At 72.5% G+C, this 14,939-nt stretch carries 12 protein-coding genes; 8 read left to right on the top strand and 4 right to left on the bottom strand.

Going from position 1 to position 14,939, the window contains the following annotated elements:
* Positions 1–7: 7 nt before the first annotated feature.
* Together IE250_RS07185 and mshD are read right to left on the bottom strand one after the other, a co-directional pair.
* Positions 8–2,476 carry an RNA degradosome polyphosphate kinase gene (locus tag IE250_RS07185; protein WP_229872234.1) on the bottom strand — a complete coding sequence of 823 codons (2,469 nt, stop codon included), beginning with the start codon at positions 2,474–2,476 and terminating at the stop codon, positions 8–10.
* 57 nt (positions 2,477–2,533) lie between these two features.
* Complete coding sequence (gene mshD / locus IE250_RS07180) at positions 2,534–3,526, bottom strand: mycothiol synthase (RefSeq protein ID WP_189668604.1); 993 nt, start codon at positions 3,524–3,526, stop codon at positions 2,534–2,536.
* Between the two features lie 145 nt (positions 3,527–3,671).
* On the opposite strand from mshD, the gene IE250_RS07175 reads away from it, so the two are divergent.
* From IE250_RS07175 to IE250_RS07145, 7 genes are all read left to right on the top strand, one after another.
* Positions 3,672–5,009, top strand: a complete 1,338-nt coding sequence (locus IE250_RS07175; RefSeq protein ID WP_189668603.1) for an amidohydrolase family protein — start codon at positions 3,672–3,674, stop codon at positions 5,007–5,009.
* 44 nt (positions 5,010–5,053) lie between these two features.
* Positions 5,054–5,785 carry an ABC transporter ATP-binding protein gene (locus IE250_RS07170; RefSeq protein ID WP_189669135.1) on the top strand — a complete coding sequence of 244 codons (732 nt, stop codon included), beginning with the start codon at positions 5,054–5,056 and terminating at the stop codon, positions 5,783–5,785.
* On the top strand, positions 5,782–6,624 hold the full coding sequence (locus IE250_RS07165) for an ABC transporter permease (protein ID WP_189668602.1): 843 nt from the start codon (positions 5,782–5,784) through the stop codon (positions 6,622–6,624). Before IE250_RS07170 ends, IE250_RS07165 begins: the two co-directional genes overlap by 4 nt.
* A 72-nt stretch (positions 6,625–6,696) precedes the next feature.
* On the top strand, positions 6,697–7,902 hold the full coding sequence (locus tag IE250_RS07160; RefSeq protein WP_229872232.1) for a substrate-binding domain-containing protein: 1,206 nt from the start codon (positions 6,697–6,699) through the stop codon (positions 7,900–7,902).
* Positions 7,903–7,913: 11 nt separating this feature from the next.
* Entirely contained in the window at positions 7,914–9,272 is a 1,359-nt protein-coding gene (locus IE250_RS07155; protein ID WP_189668601.1) for an FAD-binding oxidoreductase, read from the top strand.
* A complete protein-coding gene (locus tag IE250_RS07150; RefSeq protein ID WP_189668600.1) occupies positions 9,272–10,096 on the top strand; it encodes a creatininase family protein in 825 nt (274 codons plus the stop codon). The genes IE250_RS07155 and IE250_RS07150 overlap by 1 nt, the downstream gene beginning before the upstream one ends.
* Positions 10,093–11,490 carry an amidohydrolase family protein gene (locus IE250_RS07145; protein ID WP_229872231.1) on the top strand — a complete coding sequence of 466 codons (1,398 nt, stop codon included), beginning with the start codon at positions 10,093–10,095 and terminating at the stop codon, positions 11,488–11,490. Before IE250_RS07150 ends, IE250_RS07145 begins: the two co-directional genes overlap by 4 nt.
* Here IE250_RS07145 and IE250_RS07140 read toward each other — a convergent pair.
* The gene (locus IE250_RS07140) at positions 11,459–12,058 is read right to left on the bottom strand and encodes a helix-turn-helix domain-containing protein (RefSeq protein ID WP_189668599.1); all 600 of its coding nucleotides are present in this window, start codon (positions 12,056–12,058) and stop codon (positions 11,459–11,461) included. The genes IE250_RS07145 and IE250_RS07140 overlap by 32 nt on opposite strands.
* Positions 12,059–12,195: 137 nt before the next feature.
* Here IE250_RS07140 and IE250_RS07135 point away from each other — a divergent pair, with 137 nt between their 5' ends.
* Positions 12,196–12,723 (top strand): flavin reductase family protein, encoded by a 528-nt coding sequence (locus IE250_RS07135; protein ID WP_189668598.1) that lies wholly within the window; start codon positions 12,196–12,198, stop codon positions 12,721–12,723.
* Between the two features lie 139 nt (positions 12,724–12,862).
* On the opposite strand, the gene acs is transcribed toward IE250_RS07135, so the two are convergent.
* Positions 12,863–14,938 carry an acetate--CoA ligase gene (gene acs / locus IE250_RS07130; RefSeq protein ID WP_373301616.1) on the bottom strand — a complete coding sequence of 692 codons (2,076 nt, stop codon included), beginning with the start codon at positions 14,936–14,938 and terminating at the stop codon, positions 12,863–12,865.
* Between the last annotated feature and the right edge of the window lies 1 nt (position 14,939).

Below are 14,939 nucleotides of genomic sequence, written 5' to 3'. Positions count from 1 at the left end.
CGGACCGTCACCGGACAGGCTCGAGCCGACGCCGCTGCCGCTGGATCAGGACCGCTTGCAGGTCACGCAGGCCGTTGCCCTCAAAACCGGACGCCGGGCGCTCCCATCGGCCGTCCGGCAGGAGGTGCCACGACGCCGTCGTGTCCGCCATGGACTCGTCCAGCAGGCCGAGGAGCTCGCCTACGTGGTTCGGGTCGGAGATCCGGATGAGCGTCTCGACCCGGCGGTCGAGGTTGCGGTGCATCAGGTCGGCCGAGCCGAGGTACACCTCAGGTCCGGCCTGCGGGCCCTCCGCGATGGCGGGCCCCGCCGAGTTGGCGAACGCGAAGATGCGCGAGTGCTCCAGGAAGCGGCCCAGGATGGACCGCACCCGGATGTTCTCGCTCAGGCCCGGGACACCCACGCGGATCGCGCAGATGCCGCGCACCACGAGGTCGACCTGCACCCCGGCCTGGGAGGCCCGGTACAGGGCGTCGATCACCGTCTCGTCGACCACCGAGTTGATCTTCATCTTGACCCACGCCACGTGGCCGGCGCGGGCTGCGGTCGCCTCGCGCTCGATGCGCTCCACCAGGCCCGAGCGGACGGCGCGGGGCGCCACGAGCAGGCGGTGGAACGTCGACTTCGGGGCGTACCCGGAGAGCTGGTTGAACAGGCGGGTCAGGTCCTGGCCCACGTCCGCGTCGCAGGTCAGGAGACCGTGGTCCGTGTACAGGCGCGCTGTCTTGGGGTGGTAGTTGCCCGTTCCGACGTGGCAGTAGCGCAGCAGGGAGCCGTCCGGCTCCTGCCGCACCACGAGCGACAGCTTGCAGTGCGTCTTGAGGCCCACGATCCCGTAGACGACGTGCACCCCCGCCTCCTCGAGCTTGCGCGCCCAGGAGATGTTGGCCTCCTCGTCGAAGCGGGCCTTGATCTCGACCAGGGCCAGGACCTGCTTTCCGGCCTCGGCGGCGTCGATCAGGGCGTCCACGATGGGGGAGTCGCCCGACGTCCGGTACAGGGTCTGCTTGATCGCCAGCACGTGCGGGTCGGCCGCCGCCTGCTCCAGGAACGTCTGCACGCTCGTGGAGAAGCTGTCGTACGGGTGGTGCAGCAGGATGTCCCGCCGGCGGATGGCGCCGAACACGTCGGTCGGCTTGGAGCTCTCCACCTCCGCGAGGTGCCGGTGCGTGGACGGCACGAACGGCGGGTAGTGCAGCGACGTGAGGTCGAGGTCCGCGATGAGGTTGAGGCCCGTGAGGTCCAGCAGCGCGGGCAGCTCGTAGACCTCCTCGTCCTTCACGCCCAGCTCGCGGACGATCAGGTCCCGGATGCGGGGGCTGATGTCCTTCTCGATCTCAAGCCGCACCGGGGGGCCGAACCGGCGCCGCAGGAGCTCCTTCTCCATGGCCTGGAGCAGGTTCTCGGCGTCGTCCTCCTCGACGTCCACGTCCTCGTTCCGGGTGACGCGGAACGTGTGGTTCTCCCGCACCTCCATGCCAGGGAACAGGTAGTCGAGGTGCTGCGCGATGACCTCCTCGAGCGGTACGAACGAGAGCGGCCCGCGCTGCGGGTCGGCCTTCTTGGTGCCGGGGCGGCGCGGCTTGCCCGACGCGTCCACCGCGATGAAGCGCGGCAGCAGCGGCGGCACCTTGACCCGCGCGAAGTGCTCCTTGCCCGTGGCCGGGTTCGCCACCACCACCGCCAGGTTGAGCGAGAGACCCGAGATGTACGGGAACGGGTGGGCCGGGTCCACCGCAAGCGGGGTGAGCACCGGGAAGATCTGCTTGCGGAAGAACTTGTGCAGCCGCTCCTGCTCCCTGGTGTCCAGCTCGCCCCAGTGCACCAGCGTGATTCCCTCGCCGGCCAGTGCCGGCTGCACGTCGTTCTCGAACACGTGCGCGTGCCGCTCCATGAGCGCGTGCGCCTCGTCCGAGATCCGCGACAACGCCTGGCGCGGACTGAGCCCCGAGGCGCTCGTGACCGCGATGCCCGTCGCGATGCGCCGCTTCAGGCCGGCCACGCGCACCATGAAGAACTCGTCCAGGTTCGACGCGAAGATCGCGAGGAAGCGGACGCGCTCCAGCAGCGGGATGCGCGGGTCCTCCGCGAGCTCCAGCACGCGCTGGTTGAACGCGAGCCAGCTCAGCTCCCGGTCCGCGAACCGGTCCATGGGCAGCGGTTCGCCCAGCAGCGGGTCCAGCAGGCTGGTTCCGCCCGGGCTCTCCGCGATGTGCTCCGCGATGTGCGCGGCCAGGCTCGGGTCCAGGGAGTGCGGGTCCAGGATGTCGTCGGCCGACGACTCGTCCAGCCTCGGCACCCGCTGGGGCTTGACCGCGACGGCGGGCACGCCGTCGGCGGACTCGTCCACCGGGCTCCGGCTGCCCTCGGGCCTGCCGTTCGTGGGCTCTGCGCTCGCGGTACGGGGGCTCTGCTTCATGAATCGGCCGTTCTTGTCCCGGGTCCAGGTGGAGGTGTTCGCAGCGCTGTCCTTCATGTCGTTCATGGTGTCACTGATCGGTACACAGGGGGTAACGCTCTCGGAGAGCAATCGTCACGGGCGGGCGTACTGCACGTGTACAGCCGCCCGCGTGAACCCCGCGCGCTCGTACGTGGCCAGGGCGGGGGTGTTGTCGCCCTCCACGTACAGCACGGCACGCGTGGCACCGGTGCGCGCGAGGTGCGCGAGGCCGACATCGGTCATCAGCCGGCCCAGGCCCATGCCCTGGTGGTCCGGGTCCACGCCCAGCGCGTAGATCTCGCCGTCACGGGCGTCGTCCGGCTGGCCCGGCTCCGTCTTGGTCCACTGGAACGCCACCGGGTCGCCGTCGGCCGTGCCCTCGGCGGTCCCGGCCGCGTCCTCGGGGACGAGCAGGAAGAAGCCCTCAGGGTCGAACCACGGCTCGGCCTGCCGCGCGCGCAGGTCGTCGAGAGTCATCCGCCCCTGCTCGGGGTGGGTGGCGAACGCCCGGGCATTGATCCGGAGCCAGGCGGCGTCGTCGGCCCCGGGGCGGAACGTGCGCAGGCGGTAGCCGGGGGGCGCCTCCGGGAGCCCGGGCGCGTCCACCGGGGCGAGCGGGCGCGCCTGGGCAAGCGGGCGGGCGAGGAACAGCAGCTCGCGCACCGGGCGAAGGCCCGACGCCCGGGCGAAGCCCCGGGCGGACCCGAGGTCGCCGTGCGCCCAGACCCGCAGCTGCTTGCCGTGCTGGCCGGGCTCGCCCGAGCGGGACGGGAGCGTGGCGTCCCGCTCGGCGGTCTTCAGGAGCATGCGGCCGCGGCCGTCCCTGCGATGGTCCGGGTGGACCACCAGCTCGGCGCTCGCGGTCTCGCCCGAGCGGTCGATCTGCGCGTAGCCGATGGTGCTGCCCGCCTTGGTGTGCGCGACGACGTGCGTGATCCACTCCGCGTCCGTGCCCAGGTTCAGGAGGGGCTGTTCGGAGAGTGGAGCGACGCCGTCGTACGCCTCCGCGGCCTTGGCCAGGTCGCGGACGGCCTGCTGGGCGTCGGCGTCGAGCGGGCCGATCTCGATGGGGGCGGCGATACGCATGGGCCCATTGTGCCGACGTTTCACACGTCCGCGCCGCACCGGACACGCGGTGGAAACAGGTCGCCCCTAGCGTTCGGAATGTTCCTCTGATCAACATTCACATCGGTCGACGCCCTCTGAGAGGAGACGTGTGCAGCACGATGCCATGAGTTCCGCGCCGCTTGCCGTCGGTCCGCCCGACGGCGCCGCGCGGCTCGCGGGAGTCCACGTCGCCGCCCTGCTGGGTGTGCGGACGGTCGACGGCAACGTCGTCGACGTCGAGATCGCCGGCGGCCGGGTCGCCGCCGTGGCGGAGAGCGGGTCGCTACCGCTGGTCGGCGACCCGGCCCTGTGGCTGGACGCGAGCGGCTGGCTCGCGCTGCCCGCCGCGTGCGAGCCGCACGCCCACCTCGACAAGGCGCTCACCGCCGCGCGTTCTCCCGCGGGAACGGGGGAGGACCTGGTGGGTGCGGTCGCCCGGTGGCGCGGGCTGGCGCCCCAGATCGACGGCGCCGACGTCCTCCACCGCGCCAGGATGGCCGTCGAGCGCTACGCCGCTCGGGGCATCACCACGATCCGCACCCACGTCGACGCGCCCGCCGAGGGCGACCCGCTGCGCATGCTCGACGCGCTCCTCGGCCTTCGCGAGGAGCTTGCCGGGTCCGTGACGCTCCAGGTCTGCCTCCTCGGTGGGTGGCACACACCGACGGAGGTCTTCGCCGAGGCGGCCGCCCGCGGCGTGGACGTGCTGGGCGGCTGCCCGCACCTCGCCCCCGACCCCCGCGCGGAGATCGCGCGGGTGCTCGACGTCGCCGAACGCACCGGGCTCCCCGTGGACCTGCACGCCGACGAGCAGACGGCCCTGCCGGACGCCGGGGCGCTCGACGTCGAGGAGCTCGCCCGGCAGGTGATAGCGCGCGGCCTGACCCAGCGCGTGACCGCGAGCCACGCCGTCCGGCTCGGGTCGCTGCCCCCGGAGCGCCTCGCCCCTGTCGTCGAGCTGGTCGCGCGCGCCGGCCTCGGCGTCGTGACGCTGCCGATCACCAACCTCTACCTCCAGGGTCGCGACGCCACGCACCTCGCACCCCGGGGTCTGACCGCCGTCCGCGCCCTGCTGGACGCCGGGATCCCCTTGGCCGCCGGGGCCGACAACATGCGCGACCCCTTCAACCCCGCAGGCAGCGGCGACCCGTTCGAGACGACGTCGCTGCTCATGACCGCGGCGCACCTGTCAGCCCGCGAGGCGCTCGACGCCGTGACCGCGGGGGCGCGGACGGTGCTCGGCCTGCCGCCGGCGGGCCTGTCCGCCGGCGACCAGGCCGACCTGGTGCTCGTGCCCGACGTGCCGCTCGGCGACGTGCTCGCCGGCGGGGAGCACGCACGCGTGGTCCTCGCCGGCGGCCGCGTCGTGGCGGACACGCGCGTGCACCGCAGCCTCGCCCTCGGGCCGGCCTCCCGGCCGGCCGCCACGGAAGTACCTGAACCCGACCAGCTCGTGAGGTGACACCGGTGAGCACAGTGAGCACGACGACCCCACGACCGAAGTCCATGACGCGCACGCTCGTGCTCGACGACGTGACGAAGGCATTCCCCACCGGCACGGTCGCGCTCGAGCGGGTGAGCCTCTCTGTGGCGGCCGGCGAGTTCGTCTCCGTCGTCGGCCCGTCCGGGTGCGGCAAGTCGACCCTGCTACGCCTCGCCTCGGGGCTCGACGAGGTGACCGGCGGAGGCATCGAGGTGAACGCCACCTCGACCTCCTACGTGTTCCAGGAGGCGACCCTCCTGGAGTGGCGCAGCGCGTTGCGGAACGTCGAGCTCGTCGGCGAGCTGCGCGGCGCGCCGAAGGCTGACCGACGCCGGCGCGCGCAGGAGGCGCTCGACCTCGTGGGCCTGTCCGGCTTCGAGAAGCAGCACCCCCGGCAGCTCTCCGGCGGCATGCGGATGCGGGTCTCGATCGCCCGCGCGCTCGTCGCGGAGCCGGACCTCGCGCTGTTCGACGAGCCGTTCGGGGCGCTCGACGAGATCACCCGGCTGCGGATGCAGACCGAGCTGCAGAGCCTCTTCGCGCTCAAGAACTTCGCCGGGCTGTTCATCACGCACTCCGTCTCCGAGGCGGTCTACCTGTCGACGCGGGTGGTGGTCATGAGCGGACGCCCAGGCCGGGTGGTGGCCGACATCCCCGTCCCCTGGTCCTACCCGCGCCCGCCCGAGCTCCGCTACGAGCCCGAGTTCGCGGCGCTCACCGGCGAGGTCTCCGCGGCGCTCGGGGAGCACTCGTGAGCGCCGCCGACCTGAACGGACGCCCCCAGAACGGCACCGGCGCCCGACGCCGGCTGGTCGCGGCCGGCGCCAAGGTCGGTCCGCTCCTCGCGGCCGTCGCGGGCATCGTCGCCGTCTGGTACCTCGTCACCTACGTCGTCCTCAGCCCCGAACGCCGCTTCCTGCTACCCCCGCTGCACCAGGTCCTCGGCACCACGCTCGGCAACCCGAACGTCATGGCGCCCATGCTCGACGCGCTGGGGCAGACCGTCGGCGTGGCCCTTTCCGGCCTGGCGATCGCCGTCGCCCTCGGCATCGGGTACGCCGTGGTCATGGCGCAGTCGGGCTGGGCCGAAAAGGTCCTCTACCCGTACGCGGTGATCCTGCAGACCATCCCGATCCTCGCCCTCACGCCGCTCATCGGGATCTGGATGGGCTACGGGTTCGGCGCCCGCATCGTGGTGTGCGTGATCATCGCCCTGTTCCCGATGATCGCGAACACGCTGTTCGGGCTCCAGTCCGCCCGGCCCGCGGCGCACGACCTGTTCACGCTGAGCCGGGCCACCCGCGCGCAACGGCTCTTCAAGCTCCAGTTCCCGGCGGCGCTCCCGTCGATCTTCACGGGCCTGCGCAACGCGGCCGGCCTGAGCGTCATCGGGGCGATAGTCGGCGACTTCTTCTTCCAGCAGGGCCTGCCTGGGGTCGGCGGCCTGCTGCGCATCTACACGCTGCGGCTCAACATGGACGCCCTGTTCATGGCCATCATCCTCACCGCCCTGTTCGGGGTAGCGATGTTCTCCGTCTTCGCGGCGCTGGACCGGGCGGTCATCGGCCGCTGGTACGGCCGCGGCACACCCTGACCACGGCGCCGCCTGGCGCGGCGCACCCTGACCACCCCTGAACCCCACCCCCAGCCACACCTTGGAGTCCTCATGTCCTTTTCCAGATCCCGGATGTCCCTCTCCCGGCCCCGACGACTCGCCCTCGCCGCGCTGACCGTCGTCCCGCTCGTCGCCCTGACCGGGTGCGGCGGCGCCGACGAGCAGGCGGGCGGAACGACCCAGCTCGACGTACCGGCGGCGGAGGCGGACGGTCCGCTCGATCTCGCCGGCGTGTGCCCGGCGACCGTCGTCATGCAGCAGGACTGGCAGCCCGAGGCGGAGCACGGGTCGATGTACTCGCTCGTCGGGTCGGACCACACGGTGGACGCCGAGGCCAAGTCGGTCACCGGCTCCCTCGTGGCCCAGGGCTTCGACACCGGGGTGGACGTCGAGGTGCGTCCCGGCGGGCCGAACGTCAACTTCCAGCCGGTGCCGTCGCTCATGTACCTGGACGAGTCGATCCTCCTCGGAGCGGTGACGTCCGACGCGCAGATCGCCGGCCTGGCCGACAACCCGGTGGTCACCGTGGCGTCCCAGCTCACCAACAGCCCGCAGATCGTCATGTGGGACCCCGAGAGCCACGACGGCGCGGCCACGATCGAGGAGGCCGCCGCCGCGGGGGACCCCATCGTGTCCTCCGGCGACGTGTTCCCGCAGCTGCTCGCCTCCCAGGGCATCATCGACGACTCGCAGATCGACCTCAGCTATGAGGGGACGCCGCAGCGGTTCGTCTCCGACCCGAGCATCCTGCAGCAGGGCTTCGCGACGGCCGAGCCGTACATCTACGAGAACGAGATCCCCCAGTGGGGCAAGCCGATCGGGTACCAGCTGCTTGCCGACGTCGGCTACTCCGTGTACCCGGAGGCGCTCGCGGTGCGCGCGGACAAGGTCGAGGAGAACGCCGACTGCCTCGCCAAGCTCGTGCCGATCATGCAGCAGGCGCAGATCGACTACCTCGAGGACCCGCAGGCCACGAACGAGCTGATCGTCGACCTCGTGGACCAGTACCAGACCGGATGGACCTACTCGCTCGGCGTGGCCGACTACTCCGTCCAGGCCCAGAAGGACCTCGACATCGTCTCGGACGACCCGGCCTCCGGGGTGTTCGGCCGCCTCGACCCCGAGCGCATGACGGAGATCGTCGACACCTTCGCCCCGATCCTCGTGGACGCCGGCCAGATCGAGTCCGCGGACATCGACCCCGAGTCGCTGTACACGAACGAGTTCATCGACGACGCGATCTCGATGGGCAGCTGAGGAGGAGACCGATGACCAGCACCACGCCGACCACCCCCGAGCGGGCCGCGCGGGCCGCGACGGAGATCGCCGCCCGGTTCGGGCCGGAGCTCGTCTCCACCGAGCCGGAGCTGCTGCTCAAGACCTCCTCCGACTGGTCGCGCATGTCGCCGATCCTGCAGGAGAAGGTGCCCGCCGGACGGTACCTGCCCGACGCCGTCGTCCGCCCCCGCTCGGCGGCCGAGGTCGCCGGGGTCCTGCGGATCGCCTACGAGCACGACGTCCCCGTGACGCCCCGCGGGTCGGGCACGGGCAACTATGGGCAGGCGACGCCCTTCGACGGCGGTCTCGTGCTCGACCTGCGCGGCCTGGACACGATCCGGGTGAACGACTCGGGCACCGTGACAGCGGGCGCCGGGGCGAAGATCACCGCGATCGACGCTGCGGCGCGGGCCGTAGGCCGGGACATCTGGATCTACCCGTCCACCAAGGGGTCCACGATCGGCGGGTTCGTCGGCGGCGGGTCGGCCGGGACGGGGACCGTCGAGCACGGGTCCACCTCCGACGGCTTCGTGCTCTCGCTCACCGTGGCGCCCATGGACGGCAGCGGCACTACGTTCACCGTCTCCGGTCCGGACGTCATGCCCTACGTGCACGTGTACGGGGTGACGGGGGTGATCGTGGAGCTGGAGATCGCCACCGACCCCGCGCGCGACTGGGTAGCGGTCTACGCCGCGTTCGAGGACTGGGCGTCGATGGCCGGCGTGCACCGCGCGCTGCTCGACCTGCCGGTCCTGCCCCGGCTCGCGTCCGCCGACCCGCCCGCTCTGGTGCCCAGCCTGCCCGCCGCCGTGGCGCTCGACCCCGCGCAGCACAGCCTGCGGATCATCGCGGAGGCCTCGACCGCGACGGAGATCGAGGCGCTGGTGGTGGCCGCGGGCGGCGTCGTCGTCGCGAGCCTCGCCGACTACGCGGAGACGGACAAGCTGTCGTCGATGTCGTACAACCACCCCGTGTACTTCCTGCAGAAGGCGCATCCCGACCGCACGTGGTTCCACATGGAGACCGGCGGGCTCGCGCACTGGGAGCGCCCGGACGACGTCCGGGCGGTCTACGACGGCGACGTCCACCTCCATCTGGAGCTCATGGGCAGCGCCCCGCTCGCGATGGTCGTCGCCGACTACGTCTCCGAGGAGGAGGCGCTCGCGGGGATACCGCGCCTCGAGGCGCTCGGCCTCGGCGTGCACTCGCCGCACCAGTGGTACGTGGACCGGCACGTGGACCTCGCCCGCGAGGTGGCCCGGACCACGGACCCGAAGCGCCTGCTCAACCCCGGCAAGCTCGTGGACGCACCGCCGGTGGACACCCGCGTCAACATCGGGGTGCGCTGATGGGTGCGGCCCGGGTCCCGCGGTTCGCGGACCTGACATGGCGCGAGATCGAGGCGCTGCCCGCGGACACGGTGGCGGTCCTGCCGCTCGGCGCCGTCGAGCAGCACGGCCCGCACCTGCCGGTCTCGACGGACCTCGTGACCGCGACGGAGGCGGCGACAGCGGCGGCCGGGGCGGTGGCCGCCTCCGGCGCGGCCTCCGTCGTGCTGCTGGAGCCGCTCGCGTACACCAAGTCGGACGAGCACGCGGGGTTCCCGGGCACGATCTGGCTGTCGTGGGACACGCTCATGCGGGTCCTGATCGACGTCGGGCGGTCGCTGGCGGCGTCGGGCATCACGCGGCTGCTGTTCGTCAACGGCCACGGCGGCAACTCCGCGCTCGGCCAGGTGGCGAACCGTGAGCTGCGCCGCCGGTTCGGGCTGCGCACGTTCTTCGCGCACGTCGCGACACCGCGCGACCAGGGCGGCGTTCCTGCCTCGGGTGCGGAGCACGGGCTCGGCGTGCACGGGGGCCACGGGGAGACGTCGCTCATGCTGCACCTTCGCCCCGGGCTGGTCCGCATGGACCTCGCAGAGCGTCGCGTGCCGGAAGACCTGCTCGCGTACGAGCAGATCGGGTTCGGCCGCGCTACGTCGTTCGGCTGGCTGTCGAGCGACTTCGGTCCCGAAGGTCACATCGGCGACCCGACGACCGCGACCGCCGAGGCGGGCAAGGAGCTGTTCGAGCACGCGGTCGAGCAGCTGGCGCGCACGCTGGTCGAGGCGTCCCGGTTCACGACACCGGCCGACGGCGCGGGCGCGCTGGGCGCGCGGGACCGGGCGTGAGCGCGCCCGAGGCCGACATGCCCGAGGTCGACGGAACGGCGCCGCTGCTGGTCGTCCGCGGCGCGCTCGCTGTGCGGACCGGGCCAGGTGCGGGCGAGGACGAGCCGGGTGGTGACGTCGTCGTCGGCGGCGACGGGCGGGTGGTGAGCGTCGGAGCGGCGGCGGCTGCACCCGCTGCGCTCGGCGGAGTGGGGGTTCCGGAGCTCGACGCGACGGGATGCGTCGTCACGCCGGGACTGGTGAACGCGCACCACCACCTGCTCCAGACGGCGTTCCGGACGCTGCCCGGCACCCGTGGGGTCCCCATGAGCCGGTGGCTCGCACTGATGGCCGCCGCGTACGGGCGCGCCTCGGTGGACGCCGAGCTGGTCGGTGTCGCGGCCCGGGCCGGGCTCGCCGAGGCGCTGCTCAGCGGGGTCACCACCGTCGCGGACCACCACCTGACCTGGCCGGTCTCGCTCGGCCCCGCGGAGACGGTCGACCTCGCTCGGGCGGCCGCCGGCGCGGCAGACGAGCTCGGGGCGCGCCTCGTCGTCGTCCGCGGCACCGCGGGGGACGACCCCGAGACGGCGGCGCTGAGCGCCGACGCCATCGCGGCGGAGCTGGTCGGCGACGTGCCCGGCGGGGTGCGGCCCGACGGCGGCGTGCAGGTCGCCGTCGGCCCGGCGGGGGTGCACAGCGACGGCGAGGCGACCTTCCGGTTGCTGGGGGAGGTGGCGGCGCGCCGCGGGCTGCGGCGCCGCACCCAGGCCAACGAGCAGGTCGACGTCGCCGCGGCGCGCGAGCGCTACGGCCGGCGCCCCCTGGACCTGCTGGACGAGTGGGGCTGGCTCGCCCCCGACGTCACGGTCGCGCACCTGTGCGACGTCACGGACGAGGAGATCGCGCGTGTGGCGGCGTCGGGCGCGCACGCTACGCATGCGCCCGGGTGCGACGTCCCCATGGGCTGGGGCGTCGCGCCGGTGGCGCGGCTCCTCGCCGAGGGCGTCGTGGTGGGCCTGGGCACGAGCGGCGGAGGGTCGAACGACGCCGGCCACCTGCTCGCCGACGCCCGGCTGGCCATGCAGGTCTCTTCGCTCGTCGGCCGCCAGCTCACGGCGCGCGAGCTCCTCGACGCCGCGACCGCCGGTTCTGCGGACGGGCTCGGCAGGCCCGAGCTCGGCAGGCTCCAGCCAGGCTCGGCGGCGGACCTGTGCGTCTGGGACGTCGGCGGGGTCGCCGACGCAGGGGTGGCGGACCCGGTCGCGGGCCTGTTGTGGGCCTCGCCGGGCCGCCGGCCGCGCCATGTGGTCGTCGGCGGTCGCGTCGTCGTGCGCGACGGCCGCCTCGTAGCGGCCGACGAGCGCGAGGTCGCCCGCGGGCTCAGCCGGCGTCTCGCGCGAGTCGTTGCTTGACGACCAGCAGGCGGTAGGGGCCTCCGTCGGCGCTCGACCAGCGATGGCGGGTCCCGGCGCGGTAGAAGGCGGAGTCGCCTGGACCGATGCGCTCCAGGGTGCCGTCGAGGTCGAGCAGCGCGTCACCCTCCACGACGTAGACGAACTCGTCCTCGTCGTGCGCCCAGTACGGGCCCGGTTCGCGCGACGTGCCTGTGAACTCCATCGGGTCGAACGGGCGGTCGCCGGCCGGCGCGAGGGCGCGAACCGTGCCGCCGCCCGGCGAAGCCGCCGACGCGTCGTCGGTACGGCGCACCACCGGCGTGCCGCCGGCGGCGGGCGCGGTGCCCTCGGTGAGCAGGATCTGTTGGGTGGTGCCCAGCGTGGTCGCGACGCGGAACAACGACGACATGCTGAGTCGTGCCCGGCCCCGCTCGACCTGGCTCAGGAACGAGTGCGAGAGCCCGGTCGCCTCGGCGAGCTGGACGAGGGTCAGGCCCTGGTCGCGCCGCAGCGCGCGAATCTTCCGCCCGAGGCGGGCGACCGAGCGACCGAGGGGGTCGGTGTCCTCGTCGATGAGCGCGTCCATTCCTCGATGTTAGGGGAACGCGGCGTCCGGACGGGGGTGCCACCGGGGGTTTTGCCGCCGTCGCGGTACCCGTAACAGAACCCGCGCGCGGGGGTGATCCCGGCGAAACATCGAGCACCGAAGATGGAGATATGTTGATGTCATCAACATCGCCTCGCGATTCCGTCACCGACGGCTTCCGGGACGCGATGGCCGGGCTGGCGAGCGGGGTTTGCGTGGTCACGACGGCGGCGGACGGCGTCCCCGCCGGGCTGACGACCACCGCGGTGATGAGCGTGAGCCTCGAGCCGCCGCTGGTCGCCGTCGGCGTCGGGACGTCCAGCCGGACGCTCGCGCCGCTGCGCGAGGCTCGGCGGTTCGCCGTGCACGTGCTGCCGCACGACCGTGAGAAGGTGGCGACCCTCTTCGCCTCCAAGGCCCCGGACAAGTTCGCCGGCCTCGCGGTCCGCCCCGGCCTGGGCGGTATTCCCGTCCTCCCCGAGGACGCGCGCCACATCCTCGAGTGCGAGACCTGGGAGGAGATCGAGGCCGGCGACCACGTGCTGCTCGTCGGGCGGGTCGTCCGGGTGCACTCCGCCAGGTCCGACCAGGGGCGTGCGCTGGTGCACTTCGACCGGGCGTTCCATCAGCTCGGTGCGGCCGGCGCGCCCGAGGAACAGCGATAGCCCTCTGCCGAAGTAGAACTGTGGCGCGATAGAACCCTGGCGCGATAGAACCCTGGCGAGATAGAACCGCGGCGGGATGCTGTAGTTCTACGTCGCCAGGGTTCTATCTCGCCACAGTTCTACTTCGGCGTGCGCGGTGTCAGTCCTCCGACGCGGCCGTCGGCGCCGCCAGACCAGCCGTGATCAGGTCCATCACGGAGGAGTCGGCGAGCGTGGTGGCGTCGCCCACCGCCCGGTCCTCGGCGACGTCCCGCAGCAGGCGGCGCATGATCTTGCCGGACCGGGTCTTGGGCAGCTCCGGCACCACGAGGATCTTCTTCGGCTTCGCGATCGGGCCGATCTCCTTGCCGACGTGGTCGCGCAGCTCCTTCTGCACCTCGGCGGCGCCCTCCGCCGTCGACGCCCGGTTCGCGTGGCTGCCGCGCAAGATCACGAACGCGACCACGGCCTGGCCGGTGGTCTCGTCGGCCGCACCGACGACGGCGGCCTCCGCCACGATCTCGTTCGAGACCAGGGCCGACTCGATCTCGGTGGTCGACAGTCGGTGGCCCGACACGTTCATGACGTCGTCCACCCGGCCCAGCAACCAGATGTCGCCGTCCTCGTCCTTCTTGGCGCCGTCGCCGGCGAAGTAGAGGCCGTCGAACCGCGACCAGTACGTGTCCTTGTAGCGCTCCAGGTCCCCCCAGATGCCGCGGAGCATCGACGGCCACGGCTCGGACAGCACGAGGTAGCCGCCACCGCCGTCGGGCACGGGCTTGGCCTCGTCGTCGACGACGGTCGCCGCGATGCCGGGGATCGCGACCTGCGCCGAGCCGGGCTTGGTCGCGGTGACCCCCGGGAGCGGGCTGATCATGATGGCGCCGGTCTCCGTCTGCCACCACGTGTCGACGATCGGGGTCTTGTCGCCGCCGATGACGCGGCGGTACCACATCCACGCCTCGGGGTTGATGGGCTCGCCCACCGAACCGAGGACGCGCAGGGAGGACAGGTCGAACCCGCCCGGGATGTCGTCGCCCCACTTCATGCAGGTCCGGATGGCGGTGGGCGCCGTGTACAGGATCGAGACCTTGTACTTCTCGATCAGCTCCCACCAGCGACCGCGGTGCGGGGTGTCGGGCGTTCCCTCGTACAGGACCTGCGTAGCGCCGTTCACGAGCGGTCCGTAGACCACGTAGGAGTGGCCGGTGACCCAGCCCACGTCGGCCGTGCACCAGTAGACGTCGGTCTCCGGCTTCAGGTCGAACACGTTCTTGTGGGTGTATGCGGCCTGCGTGATGTAGCCGCCCGTGGTGTGCAGGATGCCCTTCGGCTTCCCGGTGGTGCCGCTCGTGTACAGGATGAACAGCGGGTGCTCCGCCTCGACGGCCACCGGCTCGTGCACCGGGTCCGCAGCCTCCAGCGCCTCGTGCCACCACACGTCGCGGCCCTCGACCCAGTCCACGTCCTGCTCGGTGCGCCGGACGACGAGCACCTTCTGCACGCTCGTCGCGGGCGCGCCCTCCTTGGGCGCGAGGGCCTCGTCGACCGCCGGCTTGAGGGCCGACGGCGCACCCCGGCGGTATCCGCCGTCGGCCGTGACCACGAGGGTGGCCTCGGCGTCGGCGATCCGGCTGCGCAGGGCATCGGCGGAGAAGCCGCCGAAGACCACGGAGTGCGGGGCGCCGATACGGGCGCAGGCCAGCATCGCCACCACCGACTCCACGAGCATCGGCAGGTAGATGACCACGCGGTCACCGGTCCTGACGCCCAGCGCGGTCAGGGCGTTCGCCGCGCGGGAGACCTCCTGCTGCAGGTCGGCGTACGTGACGGTGCGCGTGTCACCCGGCTCGCCCTCGAAGTGGATGGCCACCCGGTCGCCGTGGCCGGCCTCGACGTGGCGGTCCACCGCGTTGTACGCGGCGTTCAGGGTGCCATCGGCGAACCAGCGCGCGACGGGGGCACCGCTCCAGTCGAGGGTCTCGGTGAACGGCTTGTTCCAGGTCACGAGCTCCCGGGCCTGCTCGGCCCAGAACCCCAGACGGTCGGCCGAAGCCTTCTCGTACAGGTCGGCCTTCGCGTTCGCCTGAGCCGCGAACTCCTCGCTCGGCGGGAAGCTCCGGGTCTCGTGCAGCAGGTTCTCGAGGCTGGGGCTGGATGCCGAGCCCGACGTCGGGTTGGTGTCTGTCACGGTGACCTCCGGTGCGCATCTTCGCGTTCGTACGGGCAGGTGCATG

The sequence above is a fragment of the Promicromonospora soli genome, assembly GCF_014653785.1.
Taxonomy (GTDB): Bacteria; Actinomycetota; Actinomycetes; order Actinomycetales; family Cellulomonadaceae; genus Promicromonospora; species Promicromonospora soli.
This window is presented reverse-complemented; position numbering and strand designations above follow the sequence as displayed.